25 protein-coding genes are annotated in these 24418 nt (G+C 71.2%); 8 read left to right on the top strand and 17 right to left on the bottom strand.

The annotated features are described in order from the left end of the window. Positions 1–15: 15 nt before the first annotated feature. The 3 genes from AC1DDU_RS06690 to AC1DDU_RS06700 are packed head-to-tail and all read right to left on the bottom strand — an operon-like array spanning position 16 to position 3319. The gene (locus AC1DDU_RS06690) at positions 16–981 is read right to left on the bottom strand and encodes an alpha-ketoacid dehydrogenase subunit beta (RefSeq protein WP_477433450.1); all 966 of its coding nucleotides are present in this window, start codon (positions 979–981) and stop codon (positions 16–18) included. A 53-nt stretch (positions 982–1034) separates the two neighbouring features. Beyond that, positions 1035–2180, bottom strand: a complete 1146-nt coding sequence (locus tag AC1DDU_RS06695) for a thiamine pyrophosphate-dependent enzyme (protein ID WP_477433452.1) — start codon at positions 2178–2180, stop codon at positions 1035–1037. Positions 2181–2197: 17 nt separating this feature from the next. After that, positions 2198–3319, bottom strand: a complete 1122-nt coding sequence (locus AC1DDU_RS06700) for a histidinol-phosphate transaminase (RefSeq protein ID WP_477432337.1) — start codon at positions 3317–3319, stop codon at positions 2198–2200. A gap of 149 nt (positions 3320–3468) precedes the next feature. Here AC1DDU_RS06700 and AC1DDU_RS06705 point away from each other — a divergent pair, with 149 nt between their 5' ends. After that, on the top strand, positions 3469–3858 hold the full coding sequence (locus AC1DDU_RS06705; protein ID WP_477432339.1) for a phage holin family protein: 390 nt from the start codon (positions 3469–3471) through the stop codon (positions 3856–3858). Between the two features lie 12 nt (positions 3859–3870). On the opposite strand, the gene AC1DDU_RS06710 is transcribed toward AC1DDU_RS06705, so the two are convergent. From AC1DDU_RS06710 to AC1DDU_RS06720, 3 genes are all read right to left on the bottom strand, one after another. After that, positions 3871–5382, bottom strand: coding sequence for an alpha/beta hydrolase family protein (locus AC1DDU_RS06710; protein ID WP_477432341.1), 1512 nt, complete (start codon positions 5380–5382; stop codon positions 3871–3873). After that, a complete protein-coding gene (locus AC1DDU_RS06715) occupies positions 5379–5678 on the bottom strand; it encodes a hypothetical protein (protein WP_477432342.1) in 300 nt (99 codons plus the stop codon). Before AC1DDU_RS06715 ends, AC1DDU_RS06710 begins: the two co-directional genes overlap by 4 nt. A gap of 136 nt (positions 5679–5814) precedes the next feature. Beyond that, complete coding sequence (locus tag AC1DDU_RS06720) at positions 5815–8445, bottom strand: ExeM/NucH family extracellular endonuclease (protein ID WP_477432344.1); 2631 nt, start codon at positions 8443–8445, stop codon at positions 5815–5817. A gap of 163 nt (positions 8446–8608) precedes the next feature. Here AC1DDU_RS06720 and AC1DDU_RS06725 point away from each other — a divergent pair, with 163 nt between their 5' ends. Together AC1DDU_RS06725 and purB are read left to right on the top strand one after the other, a co-directional pair. Then, on the top strand, positions 8609–9115 hold the full coding sequence (locus AC1DDU_RS06725) for a low molecular weight protein-tyrosine-phosphatase (RefSeq protein WP_477432346.1): 507 nt from the start codon (positions 8609–8611) through the stop codon (positions 9113–9115). A 46-nt stretch (positions 9116–9161) separates the two neighbouring features. Next, complete coding sequence (gene purB, locus AC1DDU_RS06730) at positions 9162–10544, top strand: adenylosuccinate lyase (RefSeq protein ID WP_477432348.1); 1383 nt, start codon at positions 9162–9164, stop codon at positions 10542–10544. A 529-nt stretch (positions 10545–11073) separates the two neighbouring features. Here the strand turns inward: purB and AC1DDU_RS06735 are convergent. The 3 genes from AC1DDU_RS06735 to AC1DDU_RS06745 form a co-directional block, all read right to left on the bottom strand. Then, complete coding sequence (locus AC1DDU_RS06735) at positions 11074–11418, bottom strand: amino acid transporter (RefSeq protein WP_477432350.1); 345 nt, start codon at positions 11416–11418, stop codon at positions 11074–11076. After that, entirely contained in the window at positions 11415–12128 is a 714-nt protein-coding gene (locus AC1DDU_RS06740; protein WP_477432352.1) for an acyl-CoA synthetase, read from the bottom strand. Before AC1DDU_RS06740 ends, AC1DDU_RS06735 begins: the two co-directional genes overlap by 4 nt. 138 nt (positions 12129–12266) lie before the next feature. After that, positions 12267–13625, bottom strand: coding sequence for a pyridoxal phosphate-dependent decarboxylase family protein (locus AC1DDU_RS06745; RefSeq protein WP_477433453.1), 1359 nt, complete (start codon positions 13623–13625; stop codon positions 12267–12269). A 151-nt stretch (positions 13626–13776) separates the two neighbouring features. On the opposite strand from AC1DDU_RS06745, the gene AC1DDU_RS06750 reads away from it, so the two are divergent. Next, entirely contained in the window at positions 13777–14211 is a 435-nt protein-coding gene (locus AC1DDU_RS06750) for an Lrp/AsnC family transcriptional regulator (protein WP_477432354.1), read from the top strand. A gap of 20 nt (positions 14212–14231) precedes the next feature. On the opposite strand, the gene AC1DDU_RS06755 is transcribed toward AC1DDU_RS06750, so the two are convergent. The 3 genes from AC1DDU_RS06755 to AC1DDU_RS06765 form a co-directional block, all read right to left on the bottom strand. After that, on the bottom strand, positions 14232–15353 hold the full coding sequence (locus tag AC1DDU_RS06755) for a glycoside hydrolase family 27 protein (protein ID WP_477432356.1): 1122 nt from the start codon (positions 15351–15353) through the stop codon (positions 14232–14234). Positions 15354–15483: 130 nt separating this feature from the next. Next, entirely contained in the window at positions 15484–15699 is a 216-nt protein-coding gene (locus AC1DDU_RS06760; protein WP_477432358.1) for a hypothetical protein, read from the bottom strand. A gap of 134 nt (positions 15700–15833) precedes the next feature. After that, the gene (locus AC1DDU_RS06765; protein ID WP_477432359.1) at positions 15834–17489 is read right to left on the bottom strand and encodes a glycoside hydrolase family 13 protein; all 1656 of its coding nucleotides are present in this window, start codon (positions 17487–17489) and stop codon (positions 15834–15836) included. A 203-nt stretch (positions 17490–17692) separates the two neighbouring features. On the opposite strand from AC1DDU_RS06765, the gene AC1DDU_RS06770 reads away from it, so the two are divergent. Continuing rightward, positions 17693–18133: a hypothetical protein gene (locus tag AC1DDU_RS06770; RefSeq protein ID WP_477432361.1), complete on the top strand. Its 441-nt coding sequence runs from the start codon at positions 17693–17695 to the stop codon at positions 18131–18133. A gap of 24 nt (positions 18134–18157) precedes the next feature. Here the strand turns inward: AC1DDU_RS06770 and AC1DDU_RS06775 are convergent, their stop codons facing one another. Next, entirely contained in the window at positions 18158–18982 is an 825-nt protein-coding gene (locus AC1DDU_RS06775; protein ID WP_477433455.1) for an alpha/beta fold hydrolase, read from the bottom strand. 216 nt (positions 18983–19198) lie between these two features. On the opposite strand from AC1DDU_RS06775, the gene AC1DDU_RS06780 reads away from it, so the two are divergent. Then, entirely contained in the window at positions 19199–19378 is a 180-nt protein-coding gene (locus AC1DDU_RS06780; RefSeq protein ID WP_477432363.1) for a CsbD family protein, read from the top strand. 75 nt (positions 19379–19453) lie between these two features. Here the strand turns inward: AC1DDU_RS06780 and AC1DDU_RS06785 are convergent, their stop codons facing one another. Continuing rightward, positions 19454–20353 carry a LysR family transcriptional regulator gene (locus AC1DDU_RS06785; protein WP_477432365.1) on the bottom strand — a complete coding sequence of 300 codons (900 nt, stop codon included), beginning with the start codon at positions 20351–20353 and terminating at the stop codon, positions 19454–19456. A 115-nt stretch (positions 20354–20468) separates the two neighbouring features. Between AC1DDU_RS06785 and AC1DDU_RS06790 the strand changes: the two genes are divergently transcribed. Further along, a complete protein-coding gene (locus AC1DDU_RS06790) occupies positions 20469–21155 on the top strand; it encodes a type 1 glutamine amidotransferase domain-containing protein (protein WP_477432367.1) in 687 nt (228 codons plus the stop codon). A gap of 51 nt (positions 21156–21206) precedes the next feature. On the opposite strand, the gene AC1DDU_RS06795 is transcribed toward AC1DDU_RS06790, so the two are convergent. Further along, entirely contained in the window at positions 21207–22037 is an 831-nt protein-coding gene (locus AC1DDU_RS06795; protein WP_477432369.1) for a MerR family transcriptional regulator, read from the bottom strand. A 47-nt stretch (positions 22038–22084) separates the two neighbouring features. Beyond that, positions 22085–23020: an aldo/keto reductase gene (locus AC1DDU_RS06800; protein ID WP_477432371.1), complete on the bottom strand. Its 936-nt coding sequence runs from the start codon at positions 23018–23020 to the stop codon at positions 22085–22087. A 159-nt stretch (positions 23021–23179) separates the two neighbouring features. On the opposite strand from AC1DDU_RS06800, the gene AC1DDU_RS06805 reads away from it, so the two are divergent. Then, positions 23180–23695: an ATP-dependent endonuclease gene (locus AC1DDU_RS06805; RefSeq protein ID WP_477432373.1), complete on the top strand. Its 516-nt coding sequence runs from the start codon at positions 23180–23182 to the stop codon at positions 23693–23695. Here the strand turns inward: AC1DDU_RS06805 and AC1DDU_RS06810 are convergent. Then, entirely contained in the window at positions 23682–24173 is a 492-nt protein-coding gene (locus AC1DDU_RS06810; RefSeq protein WP_477432375.1) for a hemerythrin domain-containing protein, read from the bottom strand. The genes AC1DDU_RS06805 and AC1DDU_RS06810 overlap by 14 nt on opposite strands. Positions 24174–24418: the final 245 nt, after the last annotated feature.

Below are 24418 nucleotides of genomic sequence, written 5' to 3' on the forward strand. Positions count from 1 at the left end.
CGGGGACCCTTCGGGTCAGTAGGCGAGGGACCGGTCGACGGCCTCGAGGATGCGGTCGGCGTCGGGCAGGTAGACGCCTTCGAGCTTGGCCGGGGGGAAGGGCGTGTCGAACCCCGACACGCGCAGCACCGGGGCCTCGAGCGCGTAGAAGGCGCGCTCCATGACCGTCGCGGCGACCTCGGAGCCGAGCGAGGTGAAGCCCGGCGCCTCCTGCGCGTAGACCATGCGGCCGGTGCGGCGCACGGACTCGAGGATCGGCCCGTAGTCGATCGGCGACAGCGAGCGGAGGTCGACGACCTCGATGCTGGTGCCCTCGGCCTCGGCGAGCGCGGCGGCCTGCAGCATCGTGGTCACCATCGCGCCGTGGCCGACGAGGGTGACGTCGGTGCCGCGTCGCACCACGCGCGACGCGTGCAGCGGCAGCGCACGGGCGGAGGTGTCGACCTCGCCCTTCTGCCAGTACTTGCTCTTCGGCTCGAGGAAGATCACCGGGTCGGGCGAGGCGATGGCGTCCTGGATCATCCAGTAGCCGTCGTTGGGCGTCGAGGGGCTCACGACCCGCAGGCCCGCGGTGTGCGTGAAGTACGCCTCGGGGCTCTCCTGGTGGTGCTCGACGGCGCCGATGTGCCCGCCGTAGGGGATGCGGATGACGACGGGCATCTGCAGCGCGCCCTCGTGCCGGTTCGTGAGCTTCGCCAGCTGCGTCGTGATCTGGTCGAACGCCGGGAAGACGAACCCGTCGAACTGGATCTCGACGACGGGGCGGAAGCCCGCCATCGCCAGTCCGATCGCGGTGCCGACGAGGCCGGACTCGGCCAGCGGCGTGTCGAGCACGCGCTGCTCGCCGAACTCGGCCTGCAGGCCCTCGGTCACACGGAAGACGCCGCCGAGCTTGCCGATGTCCTCGCCCATGAGCAGCACCCGGTCGCTGCCGGCGAGCGCCGCGCGCAGGCCGGCGTTGATCGCCCGGCTGAAGGGCATGGTCGTGACGGTCGACGTCGCGCCGGCGGTCTGTGCCGTCGTGGTCGAAGTGCTCACGATGCGCCTCCCTCGAAGGATGCCTCGTAGTCGGCGAGCCACTGCCGCTGTTCGTCGATGAGCGGATGCCGCTCGGAGTACACGTGCGCGAAGATGTCGTCGCGCTCCAGTCCGCCGAGGGCGTTGGTGCGCGTGCGGACGTCGTCGGCGAGCGCCTGAGCCTCGGCATCCACGTCCGCGAAGAACGCCTCCGACGCACCGCGCCCGAGCAGGAACGCCTTCATGCGCGCGATCGGGTCGCGGCGGCGCCACGACTCCTCCTCGTCGGACGTGCGGTACTTCGTGGGGTCGTCGCTCGTGGTGTGCGCTCCCAGGCGGTAGGTCATGGCCTCGATCGCCTGCGGCCCGCCGCCGGCGCGCGCCTCGTCGAGTGCGGTGCGCGTCACGGCCCAGCTTGCGAGCACATCGTTGCCGTCGATCAGCGTGCTCGGCATCCCGTAGCCCTCGCCGCGCTTGTACAGCGGCGAGCGCGACTGCGTCGCGACGGGCACCGAGATCGCCCACTGGTTGTTCTGCAGGAAGAACACCTCGGGCGTGCGGTAGCTGTTCGCGAAGACCATCGCCTCGTGCACGTCGCCCTGGCTGGAGGCTCCGTCGCCGTAGTAGACGATGACCGCCTCGTCGCGGTCGAGGTCGCCGGTGCCGCAGCGCCCGTCGAAGACGAGCCCCATGCCGAAGCCGGTGGCGTGCAGCGTCTGCGACCCGAGCACCAGCGTGTAGATGTGGGTGTTGCCGTTCTTCGGGTCGGTCGGGTCCCACCCGCCGTGGGTGAGGCCGCGCATCACCCGGATGATGTCGATCGGGTCGACGCCGCGGATCTTCGTCACGACGTGCTCGCGGTACGACGGGAAGAGGTGGTCCTGCGCGCGCGCGGCCCGGGCCGAGCCCACCTGCGCGGCCTCCTGGCCGTAGCTCGGCGGCCACAGCGCGAGCTGCCCCTGCCGTTGCAGGTTGGTCGCCTGCACGTCGAACGCGCGGATGACGGCCATGTCGCGATAGAAGGTCTCGAGGTCGGCATCGCCGAGCCCGTCGACGGCGGCGCGGTAGCGCTCCGCGGCGGGGGTCGGGGCGAACGTGCCGTCCGCCTCGAGGAAGCGGACGAGGGCAGGATCTTCGGCCAGCGCCGCAGCGTCGGTCGTCACCGAGTCTTCAGGCGGAGTCACCGTTCTACGCTAGCCCGCACTCCCGCATGGCCTTCGGGGAGGTTCTTCACAACGGATGCCGCGATCCCTAGGACCTTCTCCACAGATTCCTCCTCGCCGACCGAGATCCGGATGCCGTCGCCTGCGAATGGGCGGACGATCAGTCCTGCCTCCTCGAACGCGGTCGCGAAGGCCATGGTCTCGTCGCCGGCGGGCAGCCACACGAAGTTGCCCTGCGCGTCGGGGACGTTCCAGCCCGCCTCGCGCAACCCGGTCGCGAGCCGGTCTCGGCGCTCGGCGATGGCCTCCACGCGGGAGAGGAGCTCGTCCTCCGCGTCCAGGCTCGCCAGCGCCGCCTCCTCGCCGTGCGCCGTCACCGACAGCGGGATGGCGGTGCTGCGGGCGGCGTCGAGGATGCGGGGGTGCCCGACCGCATAGCCGACGCGCAGGCCGGCGAGCCCGTACGCCTTCGAGAACGTGCGCAGCACGACGACGTTGGGGTGCGCACCGCCGCCGAGAACGCGAGCGCCGTCGACGGCGTCGGGGTCGGTGACGAACTCGGCGTATGCCTCGTCCAGGATCACGAGCACGTCGGAGGGCACCTTCTCGACGAACGCGTCGAACTCGGCCTGCGTGACGATCGGGCCGGTGGGGTTGTTGGGGCTGCACACGATGACCGCCCGGGTGCGGTCGGTGATCGCGGCGGCCATCGCGTCGAGGTCGTGACGAGCGCCCTCGCCCAGCGGCACCTGCACCGCCGTCGCCCCGGCGACGATCGCGAGCCACGGGTAGGCCTCGAACGACCGCCAGGCGTACATGACCTCGTCGCCGGGGCCCGAGGTCGCGAGCACGAGCTGGGCGAGGATCGAGACGCTGCCGGCGCCGATGTGCACCGCGTCGGGGCCGACGCCGTACCGCGCGGCGAGGCGCTCGCGCAGGCGTGCGGCCGTGGCATCCGGATAGCGGTTCAGCGAGGTCGCCGCCCGCACGCGCTCGATGACGCCCGGGAGCGGGTCGAACGGGTTCTCGTTGCTCGACAGCTTGAACGCGTCGGCGCCGGCCTGCTTGCCCTGCTTGTACGGCGGCAGCGCGGCGATCTCGGGGCGCACGCGAACGGGGATCTCGGGAGCGTCGGTCACGTGTCGAGTCTACGAGCGGACGGATGCCGCGTCTCGGCCTGCCCCCCGCCTTCGGGCCCACCCGGCGGGTCCCGGCCGCGGACGCATCGCGCGCAACGCCGTCGCGACCCGTTGGCCGAGGGGACCGCGCGTGGAAGACTGGGCGGACTATGGGCTTCCTCATCCGCGTCGTCGTCAACGCGTTCGCGATCTGGGTGGTCACCCTGATCCCCGCGCTCCAGGTCACCGTCATCCCGTTCCCGCCGGGCGAGACGCTCCAGCTCGTGCTGACGCTGCTGCTCGTCGCGGCGATCTTCGCGCTCGTGAACACCATCATCGGCACGGTCATCAAGGTGCTGGCGTTCCCCATCTACGTCCTCACGCTGGGGCTCATCGGCCTGATCATCAACGCGTTCCTGCTGTGGCTGACCGCATGGCTCACGCACTGGTGGAACTGGGGTCTGCGCGTCGAGGACTTCTGGTGGGGCGTGGTCGCGGCGATCATCATCTCGCTCATCAACTGGGTGTTCGGCATCATCCTGCGTCCCAAGAAGTCCTGACCTCCCCGGCCCTCAGCCGCGAGTCGCGACGTACTCGGTGACCTCGACGGCCTCCGCGGTCGCGAGCTCGTCGAACACGTCGCGCAGCCCATCCACACGCGGATCGGTCGACGCATCCACGAGCGCCGCGGTCTCGGTGTACGCCGTCACGCGGTGCGCCGGCATGGCGATGTCGTCGAGGTCGGCGTCGGGGTCGGACACCCGTTCCGCGACGAAGCTGCCGGGGGCGCCCACCGCGTCGGCGTACCCGCCGCCGGCGAGCCCTGCGATCGGGTCGTCGGTGTGGCGCAGCGCCACGCTCAGCGTGTCGGGGCCGACATCGGCCGCGACGGGTGAGCCCAGCGTGACCAGCGTCTGCACGTCGTAGCCGCCCTCCAGCGACAGGTGGGTGGCGATCATGCCGCCCTGCGAGTGGCCGAAGGCGTGCACCACGTCACCGGGCTGCGCGCCTGCCGCCTCCAGCGCCGCGACGGTCGCCGCGTACGAATCCGACATCCGCCCCGAGTACAGCTCGACGTTCGATTCGTTGTCCCACGGGTCGTCGCCGCCGACGGCCATGGACTGTGTACCCGCGATGTACACCGCGTACTGGTGGGTGCCGTCGGGCATCGCATAGCGCTCGACCCGCACCTGCGACGCGCCGGCTCCCGGCATCCGCTGCGTGACGGCCGCGAGGCTCTGCGGCGCGATCGTCGACGCCGCCCGCGAGGCCCCCGCCGGCGCTCCCGACACGGCCGGGGTGGTGGGCATCCCCGTGCCGGGCGCCGCCGGGGCGACCGGCGTCAGGGTGATCGGCCCCGCCGCGCCGGCGAGCCGTGCGTCCCGCGAGAGGCGGCCCGCGCCGCTCGTGCCCGCCAGGGCGGCGCCGCCGAGGGTCAGCAGACCGGCCCCCACCCCGCCGATGAGGGCACCGGGCTCCGACGCGTAGCCTCCGGCCTCCACGCCCCATTGCGTCGCCTGCCGCACCAGCTCGGAGGGCCACATGACGCCGCGCTCGAACTCCGCCCACAGCGCCGTCCGCCACGCGTCGGGGTGCTCCGCGACCAATCGCGACACCCGGGTGTCGAGCTCCTCGGCCCGTGCGGTGTCGCCCGCCAGCACGGCGGCGCGATGCTCGGCCTCGAGCTCCACGATCTCGTAGGCGAACGCGGCTTCGCGCAGCGCCGTGGCGATCCCGGCGGCGTCGGCCAGCGCCTGATCGAGCTTCGCCCGGAGAGCGGATGCCGCTGCCCGCGCGTCCGCCGTGTGCTCGGGAACGCCCTTCAACGCATGCTGCAGCGACGCCAGGCGCCTGCCGATTCCGTCGAGGTCCGCCTCGGCCGCGGCGAAGCGGTCGGCGGCGGCGCGGAGGGTCACGGTGTCGACCGCGACCGCGCCGCCGCCGCGGATCTCCATCGGCTCGTCCAGGCGCGGCCAGTTGGCGCTGAACGTTCCCACCAGGCCGTCCGGCAGGTCCCACGTGCCCGTCGCGCCGCGCGCCCCGCCCGACGACCACGGCTCGGGCGACGGCGTCGGGGAGCTCATCGCACGCCCCCTGGCGTCAGCGCTGCCAGACGCGCCGCCCAGGCGGCGCGGTCCTGCGCACGGTCGGCGTCGTACCGGAGCGTCTCGGCGAGGCAGCCGAGACCCGAGACGTCGCCCGCCCAGGTCACGGCGCGGTCATGGAAGGCCGTTGCGGCCTTGGCCTGCCAGTCGGTCGCCTCGGCCAGTCCGCGCGCGGCGAGCGCGGCATCCGTGATCCTGTCGATCAGCTGCGCGAGCTCGCGCACCACGATGGCGAGCTGCTGTGTCGCCGCGTCTGCGGGGAGGGGGATCGTCACAGGTCGATCGTTCCGGTCGCCGCGAGCGGCGAGGCCGGCGCCGGGCCGGTCGGTGGATGGTCGCGGTCGGAGCGGGGATGTGGAGGAACGCAACGGGGCGCCGTCCCTCCGGAACGGCGCCCCTGGCGCTGCGGGACTACTTGCCCACTGTCACCTCGGCCGTGGCGGTCGCGGTGTTGCCGGCGGCATCCGTCGCCGTCCAGGTGAACCGGTAGACGGCGCCCTTCGCGGCCTTGACCTGGAAGGTGTCGTCGTCCACCTGCGTCCACGACGCCTTCGAACCGGTCGCGCTCACATCGGTGAGCTCGACGGTGACGTCGCCGCGGTCATCGTCGGCGTCGATCGTGAACTCGATCGTGCGCATCTTGTTGTTCGGCGGCCACACCGTCTCGGGATCGGCGGTCACCTCGATGGTGGGGTCCGTCGTGTCCGGAGGGGTGAGGGCCAGCCCCACGATCACCGGGTCGTGGTCGCTCGAGCGGTACGGGTCGGGCGCGTACAGCGCGTCCTGCGCCGGGAGCTTGAACGACATGTCGTAGTCGATGAGGCTCGGCTCGTCGGAGTTGATGTGCCATGCCGAGACCCCCGTCACGTCCGCCTGCAGCGCGGGCTGCGCGAGGGCGTAGTCGAGGTAGCCCAGCTGCCCGTCGAACACGTACGAATACGCGTGCTCACCGTTGAACTGCTTCTCCAGGTCGGTGAAGCCGCCCGCGACGAACGCGTCGATCGAGTCCTCGTGGTCGTACGAGTTGAGGTCGCCGATCACGATCGCCCGGCCGTCCGGCGCCACCGTGGTGTTCAGCCAGTTCGTGAGCGCCGTCGCGGCCGCCGTGCGGACCGCACTGCAGTTGCCCTGGCCGTCGCCCAGGTCGGGGCTCTCGGCGCATGCCGAGCCCTTCGACTTCAGGTGGTTGACCGACACCACGAACTCCTCGTCCGTCTGGGTCGAGGCGAACCGCTGCGTGAGCGCGGGACGGTTGCGCGAGTCCGACCACGCCGGGTCGACGGCGCTGGTCATGAGCAGGTGCTCGCCCACCGGGGTGACCGTCGACGGCTTGTAGATGATCGCCGTGGTGATCGCGTCCGTGCCGACGACGCCGGTGGTGACGGGGACGTAGGTGCCCGGGCCCACCTTCGCGTTCAGCGCGTCGGCGAGGGCCTGGACGGCCGTGCCGTTGTTCTCGATCTCGAGCAGGCCGAAGACGTCGGCGTCGATCGCGGCGAGCGCGGAGACGATCTTGTCCTGCTGGCGCTCGAACTCCTCGGCCGTGTCCGCGCCGCGGTAGTAGTCGTCGTCGTTCGAGTTCGTCGGCGTCGGGTCGATCGAGGTGAAGTAGTTCAGCACGTTGAAGCTCGAGATCTTCAGGTCGCCGCCGACGTCCGGCACCCCGGGCCGCGCGTTCGCGACGGTGAAGTCGGCGCCCTGCGTCGGCTGCACGCCCCACGCGTCGAAGCGGTAGTCGAGCACGCCCGTCGCGTTCTGCACGAGATCGCCGCTGCGGAACGAGTGGTCGAGCGTGAACACCGCGCCGTCGGGGTGGATCGCCGGGTCGGGGTTCTGCGTTCCCCGGCCGTCGTCGAGCGTGATGCTGTCGTCCAGGTTCGCGGCGGCGAGGGCGTTCGCCTCGGCGCCGGGCTCGACGACCGCAGTGGGCGTGTCGAGGCGGCCGTCGGTCAGCGTGATCGTGCCGAACCGGCCGTACTCGAACGTCTCGCCGATCGCGAGGTTCTGCGGCAGCGTGACGTACATGCCCTCGAGCGCCTCGCGCTGAGCGGTGGATGCCGGCAGCGTCAGACCTGTCGGGGTGGGCAGCGCCTGCCCGGTCGCGCACACCTCGACGTCGGCCGCGACGATCTCGGTGAGGCCGAACTGCTCCTTGGCCGCGCCGTAGACGCTCACGACGTCGCCGGAGGACACGGCGGCGCCGGCAGGGGCGTAGACGAAGACGCCGTCAGACGTCGCCGGGTCGCCGTCGCCGCCGTCCTGCACGTAGTACCCGTCGAACCCGCCGGTCTGGAAGTCGCCGACGACCGTGCCCTTGACGAGCACGTTCTGCCCGGCGACCGGCGAGGTCGCCCCCGAGCCCTGCACTGAGCCGATCGTCACCGGGGTCGCGGCGCAGTCGGCGCCCGTCCCGGGCTCCGGGTCGGTGCCGGGGTTCGCCCCGATGCCGGGGACGCCCAGCCCGTCGAACGTATCGGTCGCGAAGCCGACCCACTCGATGGACGGGTCGAACGCGTTCGTGCCGTCGGCGTCGCCGACGGTGACCGCCGCCGCGCGACGGAGCGTGTTGTCGGCCGTCGACGCGAGCCCCGTGCCCCACTCGGTGCCAGGGTCGAAGCCGATCTGACCGAACACGTCGACGGCGGTGGTGCCCTTGACCAGCGCGACGGCGTCGTCGCCGTTGAACAGGCCGAGGTTCGCGGTCTGGTTCGCGTGATCGAGGATGGCCTGATTGGCGAGCGCGTGCGCGAAGACGAAGACCCCGCCCGCGGCGACGGTGCCGGTGAGGTTGATCGTCAGACCTGCGGTCGTGCCGCCGTTGGAGTACTGGACGAGCTTGTAGCCGGCCGTCGCGAGGTCGACCGCCTGCGCCGACGGGTTGTAGATCTCGATCGCCTTGTTGTTCGACGATCCTTCGATGTACTCGCTGATGAGCAGATCGCCGGATGCCGCTGCCGCCGGCGCGGCGAAGGCCACGACGCCGGCGCCGGCCAGGGTGAGGGCCGCGAGGGCGGCGGTGAGTCTGCGGGGCGAATGGGACACGGAACCTCCACGTGACATCGCGCGGATCTGTGGAACCGCGCTGCGGATGCGGGGGCTGGTCGCCCCCATTCGTCACAAGCTAGGGGAGCGGCATCCGTCCCCGGAAGACCCTTGACGGAGATCTCCTTAACGTTCGGTGTCGGCTCGGTCCACAATGGACGTCATGACCGCGAGCGACGTGGCGCCCTTCCGCGTCGTGTTCGTGTGCACCGGCAACATCTGCCGCTCGCCGATGGCGGAGGTGGTGTTCCGGGAGTTCGCGGATACCTCGGGACTGGGCGCGCGAGTCGCTTCGACGAGCGCAGGCACCGGGGACTGGCATGTGGGCGAGCAGGCCGACCAGCGCACGATCGAGGCGCTGGAGCGCGCCGGGTACGACGGGACCCACCACCGTGCCCGGCAGTTCACGCACGCCGATTTCGCCCACAGCGACCTGGTCGTGGCGCTGGATCGCAGCCACGAGCGGATCCTGCGCGGATGGGCCCGCACCGAGGGCGATGCGGACAAGATCGCGCTGCTGCTGTCGTTCGATCCGTCGGCCCACACGCTGGACGTTCCGGACCCCTACTATGCCGGGCCCGGAATGTTCGACGAGGTGCTCGGTATGATCGAGAGCGCGAGCCGGGCGCTCTTCCGGCAACTCGAACCCGCCATCCGCCCGGTGCCCTGACGCCGGATCGACGGTCGTCTTCGGCGCGATACCGACGGGAGCCACCGTGACCTCTCTTCCCCCTCAGCCCCTGAGCCCCCTCGACGGGCGCTACCGCCCCGCGGTCGGCGAGCTCGGCGAGTACCTCTCCGAGGCGGGCCTGAACCGCGCCCGCGTCGAGGTCGAGGTGGAGTGGCTCATCGCCCTCACCGACCGCTCCCTGTTCGGCACCTCTCCGCTGTCCGACGCCGACAAGGCGCGCCTGCGCGAGCTGTACCTCGAGTTCGGCCAGGCCGAGATCGACTGGCTCGCCGAGAGGGAGTCTGTGACCCGCCACGACGTCAAGGCCGTCGAGTACCTGGTGCGCGACCGGCTCTCGACGCTCGGGCTCGACGCGATCGCCGAACTCACGCACTTCGCCTGCACGAGCGAGGACATCAACTCCACCTCCTACGCCCTCACGGTGCAGCGGGCGGTGCAGCGGGTGTGGCTGCCCAAGCTGCGCACGGTCATCGCCGCGCTCACCGAGCTCGCGGTGGACCACCGTGACGCCGCGATGCTCTCGCGCACGCACGGCCAGCCCGCGACGCCGTCGACCATGGGCAAGGAGCTCGGCGTGTTCGCCTGGCGCCTGACCCGCGTCGCCGACCAGATCGAGGCAGGCGAGTACCTCGCGAAGTTCTCCGGCGCGACCGGCACGTGGTCGGCCCACCTGTCGGCCGCTCCCGACGTCGACTGGCCGGAGCTGTCGCGCGCGTTCATCGAAGGGCTGGGTCTGGACTTCAACATCCTCACCACGCAGATCGAGTCGCACGACTGGCAGGTCGAGCTGTACGACCGCGTGCGTCACGCCGGCGGCATCCTGCACAACCTGGCGACCGACATCTGGACGTACATCTCGATCGGCTACTTCACGCAGATCCCGGTCGCCGGCGCGACGGGCTCGTCGACGATGCCGCACAAGATCAACCCGATCCGGTTCGAGAACGCCGAGGCGAACCTCGAGATCGCCGGCGGCCTGCTCGCCACGCTCTCGCAGACGCTCGTCACGAGCCGCCTGCAGCGCGACCTCACCGATTCGACCACGCAGCGCAACATCGGCGTCGCGTTCGGGCACTCGCTGCTCGCGCTGGACAACCTCCAGCGCGGCCTCAAGGAGATCTCCCTCGCCGAGGCCGTGCTGCTGGCCGACCTCGACGCGAACTGGGAGGTGCTCGCCGAGGCGATCCAGACTGTCGTGCGCGCCGAGATCGCGGCGGGCCGCTCGCAGATCAGCGACCCCTACGCGCTGCTGAAGGACCTCACGCGCGGACGCCGCGTGGGCGCACCCGAGCTCGCCGAGTTCGTGCGCGGCCTCGACATCGGCGACGAGGCGAAGCAGCGGCTGCTGGCCCTCACGCCGGCGACGTACGACGGCCTCGCCTCGAAGCTCGTCGACGAGCTGGGCTGAGCCCGGCCGCCCTTCGTCTCGGTCGCTGCGCTCCCTCGCTCAGGGACCGGGATCCCGGGTTCGCTCCGTCACCGACACCTGTGCCCCGGTCGCTGAGCGAGCGCAGCGAGACGAAGCGTGCCAACGCACACCGGGACCCGTGCCCCGGTCGCTGAGCGAGCGCAGCGAGACGAAGCGTGCCAACGCACACCGGGACCCGTGCCCCGGTCGCGGAGCGAGCGCAGCGAGACCAAGCGCGTCAACGCACACACGGGTGCCCCGGTCGCTGAGCGAGCGCAGCGAGACCAAGCGCGTCAACGCACACCGGCACCTGTGCCCCGGTCGCTGAGCGAGCGCAGCGAGACGAAGCGTGCCAACGCACACCGGGACCCGTGCCCCGGTCGCGGAGCGAGCGCAGCGAGACCAAGCGCGTCAACGCACACCGGGACCCGTGCCCCGGTCGCTGAGCGAGCGCAGCGAGACGAAGCGCGTCAACGCACACCGGGACCTGTGCCCCGGTCGCTGAGCGAGCGCAGCGAGACGAAGCGCGTCAGGCCTTCGGGTCGCCGGATGCCGCGGCATCCGGCTTCTCGCCGGGCGCCTGCTCGTCGGGCTCCTCGTCGAAGAGCACCGGCTTGTCGATCTGCTTCGTGACCTGCGCGGGGTCGACCGCCAGGAGCAGCAGCGACACGATCAGCAGCACGGCGATGAAGCTGATGCCCGCGATGACCAGCGCGGTGACCACGGCCCGCTGCGCCTCGTCGGCCGTGCGCTGCTGGAAGAAGCCCATCGACACGAGCGTCACAACCCCGGCGAACAGGGCTGCGACGAACGCCAGCCCGAGGAGCTGGACGGGCTTCAACAGGTCGCGGCGGGTGGGGCTTTCGTGGCTCACGCGGAGTCCTTCTGCGGGGTCGGGTCTGCGGAGGCGGGTGCGTCCGCTGCGGGGGCCTCGGCGGTGCGCGGCGAGAAGCCGGCGATGCCGAGGTACACCGCGATGACGGCGGCGTAGCCGCCGAACAGTCCCACGCCGATCGTGATGCCGGTGAGGGTGAACGTCTGGTGGGCCTCTTCGATCGTGTAGTCCAGCGCGTAGGCGGGCTGCACGAACAGCAGGGCGATGGCGAACAGGATCGTCACTGCGCCGACGACCACGGCGTCACGGGCCTCCGACCGCGGCCACACGGGTGCAGGCGGACGGGCGTCGGCGACGCCGGGCACGATCTCGCGGCGCTCGGCCCGGGCGGCGAGGCCGCGCCAGCCGGCGATGAGCTCGACCAGGCCGCTGAGCAGCGCCCACGCGATGACGATGACGAAGTACCCGGCGACGGTGCGCAGCGGGTACAGGCCGCCGGCCATGCCGGCGACGACGGCGATGCCTCCCACGGCCGCGGAGGGCCAGCGGCGGCCGGCGGGGTAGACCAGCCAGACCGACAGCAGCAGCACCAGACCGGTCGCGATCGCGAAGCCGCTGAACACCGCGCTGCCCACGGCGGCGGAATGATCGGACGAGAACGTGATCATGAGGGCCGCGAGCGCCGCGAACGCCGCGCGCGCCAGTTGCACATGGCGCACGTCGAACGTGCGGATTTCGGCTGAGGTCACGGCGATCCTGCGAGAGGCGGGTTCTCACGGACGAGAACGGATGCCTCCAGTCTACGTCGGTCGCGGGACGCGGCATCCGACTCCTCCGGAAAGTGCGCGGGATCAGGGGATCTCGCAGCACCGCCCGGAGGACGCCGGTCAGTCCAGGGTGTCGAGGATGCCGGTGAGCAGCTCGAACGTGGTCAGCGGGGAGATGATCGCGAACCGCAGCACCGGCTCGCCGGCGTGGGAGCTGGGCACCACGAACGCGTGCTGCTCCTCGAGGAGGCGGTCCGACCACATGTCGTAGTCCGCGCGCGTCCAGCCCTCGCGGCGGAACACCACGACCGACAGCTGCGGGTCACGCACCAGCGACAGGCCGTCGCGGGCCTCGATCTCGTCCGCGATGCGGCGCGCGAGGTCGATGCCGTAGTCGATCGTCGCCCGGTACTGCGCGGTGCCGTGCGTGGCCAGCGAGAACCACAGCGGCAGGCCGCGCGCACGGCGGGTGAGCTGGATCGCGAGATCGGACGGATTCCAGTCCGGCTTGTCGGTGAGGGTGTCGAGGTACTCGGCCTTCTGGGTGTGCGCCGACAGTGCGAGAGCGGGCTCGCGGTAGATGAGCGCGCACGCGTCGAACGGCGCGAACAGCCACTTGTGCGGGTCGACGATGAGCGAGTCGGCGAGCTCGACGCCGGCGAACGTGGGCCGCATGCGTTCGACGAGCATCGCGGCCAGACCGTACGCGCCGTCGACGTGGAACCAGATACCGCGGTCCTTCGCGACCGCGCCGACGGTGGCGATGTCGTCGACGATGCCGAAGTTGGTGGTGCCGGCGGTGGCGACGACGGCGAACACCGCGTCGCCGTGCTCGTCGAGCACGCGTGCGACCGCGTCGCCGTGGAGGCGGCCGTTCGCGTCGACCTCGGCGGTCGCGACGTCCACGTCCATCACCGCGGCCGCCGACGCGATCGACGAATGCGCTTCGGCGCTGCACACCACCACCCACCGCGAGGGCGTCGGGCGCCCTTCCTCCGCCGCACGGCGGCGTGCGGCATCCCGCGCCGTCACCAGCGCGGAGAGGTTGCCGATCGTGCCGCCCTGGACGAAGACGCCGCCGGCGTCCTGCGGCATCCCGAACTCCTTCGCGAGCCAGTGCAGCACCTCGTTCTCGGCGTACACGGCGCCGGCGCCCTCGACCCACGAGCCGCCGTAGATCGCGGATGCCGACACCACGACGTCGAACGCGAGCGAGGCCTTGCTGGGTGCAGAGGGGATGAACGACAGGTATCCCGGGTGGTCGGTGGACACGCACGCCGGGGCGAGCACGTTCTCGAACAGCGCGATCGCCCGGCGCGAGCCGATGCCGTCGGGGGTGATCGAGCCCGAGGCGAGGCGGTCCAGGTCGCGCGGCGTCATCGGCTTGTCGAGCGGGACGTCCTCGTACAGCGCCCGCCGCCGCGCGTACTCCAGCACGTCCTCGACGGTGTGACGCGTGTCGACCGAGATGGCGTGCATCTGATCGGCGGCGGTGGGTGAGGTCACGGCGATTCCTTCCAGAGGGAGCGCAGCCAGGCTATGCGCGCTGCTCTGCGCTTTTCAATCAGCATCCAGTGCCTATTCGGTCGTCTTGCATACGTTTTGCGCACAACCGGGATACATTCTGCGCATGGTGGCACCCATCGACGATCTCGACCGACGCTTGATCTCGCTGTTGCGGGCCAACGGCCGGGAGTCGGTGGTGCGTCTGGCGGAACGGCTCGGCGTCACGCGCACCACGGTGAACAAGCGACTCGAGCGACTGGTGGCGACCGGGGTCATCACCGGGTTCTCGGTGCGACTCCACGACGTCGCACGCGACTCCGCCGTCCGAGCCATCACCATGGTCGCCGTGGAGGGTCACGACGCCCGCGACGCCATCCGTCAGCTCCGCGGCATCCCTCAGATCGCCGCCCTGCACACCACCAACGGCCGCTGGGATCTCGTGGCCGAACTCAGCTGCGAGAGCCTCGGCGATCTCGACGGCGCCCTCGCCGCGATCCGCAGCACCGCCGGGGTGCGCGACAGCGAGACGAGCATCCTTCTGAGCTCCGCGGTCTCTTGATTGCTCGAACGATCCGCGGCTCAGTCGGCGCGACGCACCCGGAACACCCGCGTCTGGAAGGGCGCGAGATCGGCCGACACGGATGCCGCGCCCCCACGCTCGTCGCCCGTCCACACGTCGACGAGACGCATGCCCGCACCGTTGTCGCCGGCATCCAGCCCGAGCGCTTCGTATCCGATGCTCAGGTGCAGGGAGCCCGACGACTCGTTGAACAGCGCGACCGCGAGGTCGCCGTCCGCGAGCGGGCGCACCCAGATCTGGCCGGGCTCGAGGTGCACGATGCGCTGCGCCTGCCTGCCGAGCGGGTCCTGGTCGATCGCGACGAGGCGCGGATTGGCGAGCACATCGACCAGCTCGTCGGAAAGGCCCGCGACGCTGGTGCCCAGGAACAGCGGCGCCGCGAGCATGCACCACATGGCGAAGTGCGAACGGTTCTGCTCAGCGGTGAGGGCGCCGTTGCCGAACTGCAGCATGTCGGGATCGTTCCAGGCGCCCGGGCCCGCGAACTCGGCAAGTTCGGCCTGCTCCGCGATGATCGACACGATCGACGGCCACTCGGGGGCGATGTCGGCCGTCGTCCGCCAGAGGTTTGCGATCGGCGGCGCCCAACGCCACGGCTCGCCCTGGCCGTACTCGGAGATCGCGTAGACGATCGGGCGCTCCAGGCGGGAGAGCTCGCCGTGCATGATCTCGAACGCCTCCGGCCGGCTGTGCGGGGTTGTCTCCTCGGCCCGGCACCAGTCGTACTTCAGGTAGTCGACGCCCCATCCGGCGAAGGTCTCAGCGTCGAGGCGCTCGCGCCCGAAGCTGCCGAGGTCGAGGTCGGGATAGGCGTCGTAATAGTTCGCGCAGGTCTGCGACCCCGGGACTGCGTAGATGCCGAACTGGAGTCCGAGCTCGTGGATGCGGGCGGCGAGGGCCGGAATGCCCGAGGGGAACCGGACGGGGTCGGAGATGAGCCGGCCCGACTCGTCGCGCCCGCCCTGCCAGCAGTCGTCGACGACGACGTAGCGGTAGCCGGCCGCGGCGAGTCCGCGGTCCACGAGCGCGGTCGCAGCCTCCAGGACCACCCGTTCGGTGAGCCCCTCGCAGCGGACCTGGTTCCAGCTATTCCAGCCCATCGGCGGCGTCTGGACGAGCACTGGGATCTAGAGCGTCCGGCCGCTGGTGGCTGGTGAAGTCATGGTCGCTCCTCTGGTCCTGGGTCCGGTCCGCGACGACTCCGTGGGCATCGCGGCCGCCGTCCCCTCGATGGGTCTGCGATGACGGCGATCACTTGAATGGTAGCGCAAACATGTTTACGTTGACATGGGATTCGGCCCACACACCATGGCGACCGCCAAGCCTCGACACGGGCCCACCCAGGCCGCCGAGCAGCGCCCACACGATGACGATGACGAAGAACCCGGTGACGGTGCGCAGCGGATACACGTTCTCGGTGCGACTCCACGACGTCGCACGCGACTCCGCCGTCCGATCCATCACCATGCAGCACCGCCGGCGTGCGCGACAGCGAGACGAGCATCCTTCTGAGCTCCGCGGTCTCCTGACGCCCCGTTCCCCGGGCATCGCGAACATCGCCGCCGGCCAGCCGCCATGGGGTGCGCGCCGCGCCTGCGGGATCAGATCGCCATCCACACCGTGGTGTCCGGTGCCAGCATCCTGCCGCCCCCGGCGTCTGCGGCGCTCACGAGCAGCACGGCGCCGGCCGGGAGGGGCACCGGCTCCGTCCCGGTGTTGGACAGCACGACCACGTCGCCGTTGCGATACGCGAGCACGTGGGGCGCGTACCCGTCGAGCCACTCCAGGCCGCCTGAGCCCAGTCCGAGGCTGCGTCGCAGCTCGAGCGCCCGGCGGTACATCGTGAGCGTCGAGGCCGGGTCATCCTGCTGCCGGTCGCGGGCCAGCTCTGCCCAGACCGCGGGCTGGGGCAGCCACGACTTCTCGCCCGGGCCGAAGCCATATGACGGCGCCGCGGACTCCCAAGGGATCGGCACGCGGCATCCGTCACGTCCGTACTGCTCGCCCCGCGTGCGGAACCACGTGGGGTCCTGGCGCACGTCGTCGGGCAGGTCGACCGCCTCCGGCAGGCCCAGCTCCTCGCCCTGGTACAGGTACGCCGACCCGGGCAGCGCAAGCATCATCATCGCCATGGCGCGTGCGCGCCGGATGCCGTCTTCCAGGCGCGGCAGGCCGGTCGAGCGCGGCCCGACACCGCCGAAAGGCTGCTCGTGGAGGTAGGAGAGCCGGGTCGCCTGGCGGACCGAATCGTGGTTGCTCACCACCCAGGTGGACGGCGCGCCGACGGGCGTGAAGGCCGCCAGCGTCAACGAGATGACCTCGCGCAGACCCTCGGCATCCCACTGATCGAACAGATCGTTGAATGCCTGGTGCATCTCGTCCGGCCGCACCCAGTCCGCGCGGTGCGTGAGCGGCTTGATCCAGGCCTCGGCGACCAGGATACGGTCGTCGCCGTACTCCTCGAGCAGCGCCCGCCACTGGCGGTACACGTCATGGACCTCCGGCTGCGCGTCCATCGGCGCGGGGTCGTCCTCGGTGATGTCGGGCAGACCGCGGGCCTTCACCAAACTGCTGGCGACGTCGACGCGGAAGCCGTCGATGCCGCGGTCGAGCCAGAACCGCAGCACCCGCAGGAACTCGTCCTGCACCTCCTGGTTGCGCCAGTTGAAGTCGGGCTGCGTCGAGTCGAACAGGTGCAGGTACCACTGCCCGAGCGACCCGTCCGACTCGGTGACGCGCGTCCATGCCGGACCGCCGAACCCCGACGGCCAGTTGTTCGGCGGTTCGTCGCCACCGGGTCCCCGTCCTTCGACGAAGAGGTAGCGATCGCGTTCGGCGCTTCCGGGCTTCGCGGCGAGCGCGGACTGGAACCAGGGGTGCTGGTCGCTCGAGTGGTTGGGGACGATGTCGATGACGATGCGGATGCCGCGTGCATGCGCCGCATCCAGCAGCCCGTCGAAGTCCGCGAGCGTGCCGAACATCGGGTCGACGTCGCAGTAGTCCGCGACGTCGTAGCCGGCGTCCCGCTGCGGCGAGACGTAGAACGGCGAGAGCCAGATCGCGTCGATGCCGAGCTCCTCCAGCGCGTCCAAGCGCGCGATGATGCCCGGGATGTCGCCGATGCCGTCGCCGTCGGCGTCGGCGAACGAGCGCGGGTATACCTGGTAGATCACCGCGTCACGCCACCAGTCGCCCGACCGCATCGGAGCAGGTGCTGCGACGACGGTCGCCGCGGATGCCGGGGAACTGCTCGTCATCGGGTCCTCCTCATGAAAGCAGCCCCGGCAGATGTGCCGACGGGGCTGGCTGTTTACGTAAACATGATCCTCGCGCCTCCGCCTGCTCCGACGCAACAGCGCCGCGGCGTGATCCAGCAGGAATGGAGAAGCACCGGGCCGGAGCCGCGCGTAGCGTGAGGGTCACGGGCCGAACGAGCCCCGGAAGCGTGAAGGAGATCATCATGGCTGACACCAAGGCATCCGACGGGCTGTCTCAGGACGAGCGCGACGCGGTCAAGCAGCGCGCGAAGGAGCTGCGCGAGCAGGCGAAGGCGGGCAAGAACCGCGACGCGGGCGCGAAGCAGGTCGCCGAGGCGATCGCCAAGATGAACGACTCCGACAGGCAGATCGCGCAAGGGCTGGTCGACGTCGTCGCTGCGGTCGCGCCCGACCTCTTCCCGAAGACCTACTACGGCATGCCCGGCTACGCAAACGCCGAGGGAAAGATGGTCGTCTTCATGCAGCCGGCCGAGAAGTTCAAGACCCGCTACTCTACGATCGGGTTCGAGGATCGCGCCCACCTCGACGACGGTGACATGTGGCCGATCGGATTCGCCGTGCTCGGGTGGTCGCCGGCGGTCGAGGCACGGGTCAGCGCGCTGGTGAAGGCCGCCGTCGCCTGACGGGCACACACGCGCGAGGCGGAGTCATTGCGGCCCCGCCTCCGGCGTCTGCGGATCCGCCAGGAACGCGAGCGCCTCGTCGCGGAAGACCCGCGATCCCGGCGCGTTGAAGTGGTGGCGGCCGGGGATCGCGACGAACCGACCCCGGGGTGCGGTCGCCGCAAGGGCCCGCGATCGCTCGAAGATGGCGTCCTCGGTCCCGGTCGCGAACAGCACCGGCTGCACCGGGGGGCGCTCGGGATCAGGGTCCGCGTCGCCGAACCTCATGCCCTCGGCGAGCGCGATGAGAGCGCGCAGGTCGTTGTCGGGCACCCGCTCCGCCAGCCGCACGTAGTTCTGCGTGACCGGGTCCTCGACCGGTATTCCCTTCTCGGCATACGCCCGCGCCTGCTCGATCCGCAGCCGGCCGAGCGGACGCCCGTCGGGGATGCCGCCGAGCACCGCGCGCCCGACGTGCTCCGGCGCGTCCACCGCCAGCTGCCAGCCGACCCGGGCGCCGAGCGAGTATCCGAGGTAGCGCACCTCGTCCACGAGGTACGTGTCGAGGACTGCGATCAGGTCGCCGACGAACGCCCCCATCGAGTACGCCCGCGGATCGTCCGGCTTGTCGCTCGCGCCGTGCCCCCGCTGGTCGACGCCGATCACCCGATAGCCGGCGGCGGTGAGTGCGCGCACCCAGCCGGTCTCCACCCAGTTGTCGCGGCAGCTCGACGCGAATCCGTGCACGCACAACACGGTGTCGGCATCCGGGTCTCCCCAGGCATACGTCGCGATCTGGTGCCCCTCGGCCGACATGATGTAGCTCGCGGGAGGCATCTCGGTGCGCAGGATCGGGGCGACGGCTTCCATATCGGCCATTCTGCTCCTGGTGGGGTGGCGTCCGGGCGGGGGCCCGCGCAGCGCCTCCGCGTCGTTCGCAGAGTCGCGCAGGCTACGCCACACCCCCGCCCGTGGCAACCCCCGACCGACATTCGGCCGCGCCGCCTATCGTCACGGGATGGGCATCGCGGCGCCGCCCGGGAATCGGGCCGCCGGATGCGCTCCCATCGAGAAAGGGGACCCGGCATGGGACTCAACGACGACATCGCGCACAACATGGAAGACATGAAGGGCAAGGCCAAGGAGGCGGTCGGTGACGCGACCGACAACGAGCGCCTGCAGGCCGAGGGGCTGGCCGACCAGGCCAGCGCCAAGGTGAAGAAGGCCGGCGAGCACGTCAAGGACGCCTTGACCGACGACCGGTGAGTATCCGACGATGCCCCGGGTCTGTGCGGACCCGGGGCATCGTCGCGCTGGAACGGTGACGATCGCGCGCGCCAGTCAGAGGACGTCCCACTCGCGGGCCCGCTCGACGAGCGCGGCGATGACCCGGTCGACGGCAGGAACGGTGGCTTCGCCCGACCGGATCGCGAGATGCAACGTGTTGATCGGCACCTCGTCGGGCCGGTGCAGCACCTCCGCCGTGCCGGCGATGACAGCCGGTTCGGCGATGTAGCGAGGCAGCGCCGAGACCCCCACGCCGGCGATCACGGCGGCGAGCACACCGCGCAGATCGGGCACGATCATCGCCACGGCGTTGGCGGGGCGTTGGCCGAACTGGCTGCGCCAGTACCGGCGCACGATGGACAGGTCGCCGTCATAGGCGACGAGCGGGAGGTGCTGCATGGCCGCGGCCGGCTCCCGCGACAAGCGCTCCCGGTCGATGGTCCGGGCGAGCATCGGCGCCCCCACGAGCACGAACTCCTCGTCCACGAGGCCGCGATAGCGGATGCCGCGCATCGGCGCCCGCACGGACGACACGACGAGGTCGAGCCCGCCGTCGGCGAGCTTCGCGAGCAGAGCGTCGGCCAGGCCCAGGCTGAACTCGATGCTGATCCCCTGCGTGGTGAGCGGAGCCAGCGCGGGGATGACCCGAGCGGCGACGACGTCGCTCGCGCCGCCGATCCGCACGACATCGGCAGCACCTCCCTCCGGCGACGACCAGACCTCGCGCAGCGCGTCGACCGACGACACCACCCGCACCGCGAGCGCTTCCCCGGCGGGGGTGGGGACCACCCCACGCGCCGAGCGGACGAACAGGACGGTACCCAGCTCGGCTTCCAGCCGGGCCAGGCGCTCACTCACCGAAGGCTGGCTGAGGCCGAGCCGCGCGGAAGCGGCGGTGATGGACCCCGCCCGATGCACCTCGACGAAGGTGGACAGCAGATCGAGTTCCTGCATGCGGCATCCAATCCATCAAGAAATCTATGGCTTGGCACCAGTGTAGGAAATGACACCGATAGATCCCCGGTTCTGTCCTTCGGCGGCTCGCACGAGTCGCTGAACAGGAGGAGACATGGCACACGTACTCATGGTCGTCACCGGCGCGGACGCCATCGCGCTCGCGGACGGGACGATGCACCCGACCGGCTTCTGGGCGGAGGAGCTCGTCGAACTGCACCGGGGACTCGTCGACGCGGGCCACCAGGTCGACGTCGCGACACCAGGCGGTGTGCGCCCACCGGTCGACCCGGGCAGCCTCGGGGAAGACACCGGCGACGAGCTGCGCGGCTACCTGGCCACGATCGACGCGGTGCTCGCACAGCCGCGCGCCCTCGCCGACGTGCAGCCGGGTGAATACGACGCGATCGCACTGCCCGGCGGCCACGGCCCGATGGTCGATCTCGCGACCGACGCCGACCTCGGACGGCTCCTCGTCGACGCCGTCGATCGTGACGCCGTCGTCGGCGTGCTGTGCCACGGCCCGGCCGGACTGCTCAGCGCCGTGCGCGAAGACGGTTCGTCCGCGTTCGTCGGGCGCCGGCTGACCGTCTTCACGGACGACGAGGAACGCCAGGGGGGCCTCGGTGACGGCGCACCGTATCTGGTCGAATCACGGCTGCGCGAGCTCGGCGTCGTCGTCGAGCCGGGCGAGCCGTGGTCGGTCACCGTCGTCGTCGACGGCACCGTGGTGAGCGGGCAGAACCCGCAGTCGAGCCTCGCCACCGCGCGGCGACTCGTGGAGGTGCTCGCCGCGCGATGAGGGAGACGGATGCCGCGGGCCGCGGCATCCGTCCCTCCGCCCGCTCCGGGATCAGGCGACCGGCTGCTGCAGCTCGGTCACCCAGTCGGACTGCGGACCTTCGGCCTGGAGGTACACCTCGCGGCAGGGTCCCGTGAACGTGCCGCCGTCGGCCAGCACCGCCTGCATGAACTGGTTCCATGCGTTGCCGATGCCCGACATCTCGCCGCGGTAGGTGGTGACGGCGGTGCGCGGCGACGCCGGCAGCTCGACGACCTGCCACCCGTCACCGGATACCGGGTCACCGCCGGCGATCCACGAGACCCACACACGGAGGTCGTCGGTGCCCTCGATGGACTCGTACCAGAAGATGCCGGGCTCGCGGTAGTCGACGCCGGCCGCTTCGAGGGCCTCGTGCAGCGGCGGCAGCACCTGGTCGATCGCTCCCGGGACGTTCTCGCCGCCGACGGCGACCCCCGATGCCGCGTAGACCGTGACGGGGTCGACGCTGCGGTATTCGATGGTGGTCATGCTCTGTTCTCCTTCCAGGACTCGGAGCTGTTCGTCGAGACGGGCCAGGCGTGCGGTCTCCGCGGCGACGGACGCGACGAGGTCGATACGCCGGCGCTGCAGGACCTGCGTGAGCGCCGCCGTCTCGTCGTCGGCCCGCAGCACCTCCGCGGCGTCGTCGAGCGCACAGCCGAGGTCGCGCAGCTGCGCGATCCGCAGCAGCGGCGAGAGCTGCTGGGGGGCGTAGCGGCGGTAGCCGGTGCGGTCGTCGACGTCGGCGGGAACCAGGAGGCCGATCGCGTCGTAGTGCCGCAGCATCCGCACGCTGACGCGCCCGAGTGCGGCGAACTCTCCGATGGTGTACATGGTGAAGACCACGCTCGACGATGACACAGTGTGAGGGTCAAGGCGAGCCCTCTCGGCTGCGCCGCCCGGGCGTGTCAGGGCACGCGGTAGCCTGCGGCGCGGAACAGCTCGTACCACTCGGCGCGGGTGAGCGGCAGGTCGGAGCCGAGCGCCGCGGCGGCTACCCGCTCCGGGTTGGTGGTGCCCAGCACGACCTGCATGCGGGCAGGATGCCGTGTGATCCACGCGACGGCGATCGCGATCGGCGGCACGTCGTAGGCGGCCGCGAGCCGGTCGATCACGGCGTTGAGTTCGGGGTACTCGGGCGAGCCGAGGAACACGCCCGTGAAGAACCCCGCCTGGAAGGGCGACCAGGCTTGGATCGCGATGTCGTTCAACCGGCAGTAGTCGACGATGCCGCCGCCGTCGAGGGTGGTGGCCTGCGGCTCGCCCTGCATGTTCATCGCGATCCCCTGCGCGATGGCCGGGGCGTGCGTGATCGACAGCTGGATCTGGTTGGCGACGATGGGCTGACGCACCGACTTCTTGAGCAGGTCGATCTGCCGCGGCGTGTGATTCGACACGCCGAACGCCCGCACCTTGCCGGCCGCCTCGAGCTCGTCGAACGCGCGGGCGACCTCGTCGGGTTCGACCAGCGCGTCGGGGCGATGCAGCAGCAGGATGTCGATGTAGTCGGTGTCCAGGGCCCGCAGCGACCCCTCCGCGGCCGAGACGATGTGCTCGTACGAGAAGTCGAAGTACGGGCCGTCGCCGACGATGCCGGCCTTGGTCTGGATCGTGATCTGCGCACGCTCGGACGGCGTGAGCCGCATCGCCTCCGCGAACCGCCGCTCGCAGTCGTGGGGCTCGGTGCCGTAGATGTCGGCGTGGTCGAAGAAGTCGATTCCGGCGTCGCGCGCGGAGCCGACGAGGGTGCGGACCGCGTCGTCGTCGAGGTCCTCGATGCGCATGAGCCCGAGCACGACGTTCGGTGCCGGGCGGTCGACGCCGTTGAGTTCGATGGTCTTCATCAGTCCGCTCTCGATCCGGGTGGCCGAGCGGCGGTCGGGCGCCGCTCGGTGGTGCGCGGTCCAGGTTAGCCCTCGTCCCCGTACACCGGCCGCGCGGGCCGTCGCGCGCCTAGACTCGCGCCGACGGATGCCGCACCCCGGCGCCGGAGGAGGACCCTCGTGGATCACCGCCCCACCTCAGACGGCTCGCAGGACGGGCAGGCCGTCGTGCTCGTCGAGGGCGAGAGCGATCGCATCGCACTGATGACCCTCGCGGAGCGGATGGGGGTGCGGATGCCGCAGGTGCGGGTCGTGGGCGGGTCGAAGGGTGCGCGGCGCGCGGCCGCCGAGCTCGCCGGTGCGCGCCTGATCGGCCTCGTCGACGACGGCGAGCGCGCCGACTTCGAGCGCGTCCTGGACACCGTGTTCGTCTGCGTGCCCGACCTCGAGGCCGAGTTCGTGCGCGCGCTGGGCGTCGGCGGCGTCGAGGCGGTGATCGCGCAGCAGGGCGAGCTGGACTCGTTCCGCGGGCTGCAGCGGCAGCCGTTCCAGCGGGGCCGCCCCGTCGAGGCGCAGCTGGCGCGGTTCTTCGGCGGCCGCAGCGGCAACAAGGCCCGCTACGCGCGGCTGCTCGCGGAGGCGGTGCCGCTGGACCGCGTGCCGCCGCCGCTGGCGGCCCTCCTCACCGCCGTGTGACCGGTTCGGCCAAGGGGCCGAGGACGTCGGCGGGATCGGCATCCAGTCCGAGCGTGTCGAGCACCGTGAGCAGTTGCCGCTCCTCGTAGCGGAAGTGGCTCTCCATGATCGCGGCGACCCCCTCGAGGTGGCGCTCGATCTCCTCCGGGGGCGCGGCGCGGTCCGCCGCTGTGCGCAGCCCGCCGAGCAGGTGGGCGATCATCGAGTGGTCCTGCTCGAGCGCGCGCAGCACGGGGGCGAGATCGGGGTGGGCGGCCTCGATCGCCGGGAAGAGCGCGCGATCCTCCCCGCGGTGGTGGGAGTCCAGCGCCACGCAGAATCCGTGGCAGTACAGCAGCAGCTCTCTGGCCGCGGCGTCGTCGCGGAAGCCGGCGCGCGCCTCCTCCTGGGCCGCGCGCAGGGCATCGCGCAGCCGTCCGTGCACGCGGCGCAGCTCACCGCTCCAGGCGACGAGCCTGGTCGTCTCGCGGTCAGTCACGCGAGAACGAAGGGATCGACGAGGTCATCGTCACTCCTTCGGATCCGGCGCCTCCATGCCTGACACGGTCTGCCACCGGCACGCGACGCCAGGCCAGCGTAGCCGACCCGGTGGCGGCATCCTCGACGACGCCGCCCGCATCGGCCCGGCGATCTCGCGCGCGCTCGTGTTCACGCCGCGCGACCCTCAGGCCTCCTTCTGGGAGGGGTCGTCTCGGAGGAGGACGACTCTTACGTGTTGTGGTT

The sequence above is a fragment of the Microbacterium sp. 05T445 genome (genome assembly GCF_056395865.1).

What these genes read in the sequence shown, in the direction of transcription:
- AC1DDU_RS06690 (WP_477433450.1), bottom strand. Translation starts at nt 981, where the DNA reads ATGCCCTTCAGCCGGGCGATCAACGCCGGCCTGCGCGCGGCGCTCGCC.
- AC1DDU_RS06705 (WP_477432339.1), top strand. Translation starts at nt 3,469, where the DNA reads ATGGGCTTCCTCATCCGCGTCGTCGTCAACGCGTTCGCGATCTGGGTG.
- AC1DDU_RS06710 (WP_477432341.1), bottom strand. Translation starts at nt 5,382, where the DNA reads ATGAGCTCCCCGACGCCGTCGCCCGAGCCGTGGTCGTCGGGCGGGGCG.
- AC1DDU_RS06725 (WP_477432346.1), top strand. Translation starts at nt 8,609, where the DNA reads ATGACCGCGAGCGACGTGGCGCCCTTCCGCGTCGTGTTCGTGTGCACC.
- AC1DDU_RS06745 (WP_477433453.1), bottom strand. Translation starts at nt 13,625, where the DNA reads ATGCACGCCATCTCGGTCGACACGCGTCACACCGTCGAGGACGTGCTG.
- AC1DDU_RS06750 (WP_477432354.1), top strand. Translation starts at nt 13,777, where the DNA reads ATGGTGGCACCCATCGACGATCTCGACCGACGCTTGATCTCGCTGTTG.
- AC1DDU_RS06760 (WP_477432358.1), bottom strand. Translation starts at nt 15,699, where the DNA reads ATGGTGATGGATCGGACGGCGGAGTCGCGTGCGACGTCGTGGAGTCGC.
- AC1DDU_RS06765 (WP_477432359.1), bottom strand. Translation starts at nt 17,489, where the DNA reads ATGACGAGCAGTTCCCCGGCATCCGCGGCGACCGTCGTCGCAGCACCT.
- AC1DDU_RS06770 (WP_477432361.1), top strand. Translation starts at nt 17,693, where the DNA reads ATGGCTGACACCAAGGCATCCGACGGGCTGTCTCAGGACGAGCGCGAC.
- AC1DDU_RS06775 (WP_477433455.1), bottom strand. Translation starts at nt 18,982, where the DNA reads ATGGAAGCCGTCGCCCCGATCCTGCGCACCGAGATGCCTCCCGCGAGC.
- AC1DDU_RS06780 (WP_477432363.1), top strand. Translation starts at nt 19,199, where the DNA reads ATGGGACTCAACGACGACATCGCGCACAACATGGAAGACATGAAGGGC.
- AC1DDU_RS06785 (WP_477432365.1), bottom strand. Translation starts at nt 20,353, where the DNA reads ATGCAGGAACTCGATCTGCTGTCCACCTTCGTCGAGGTGCATCGGGCG.
- AC1DDU_RS06790 (WP_477432367.1), top strand. Translation starts at nt 20,469, where the DNA reads ATGGCACACGTACTCATGGTCGTCACCGGCGCGGACGCCATCGCGCTC.
- AC1DDU_RS06800 (WP_477432371.1), bottom strand. Translation starts at nt 23,020, where the DNA reads ATGAAGACCATCGAACTCAACGGCGTCGACCGCCCGGCACCGAACGTC.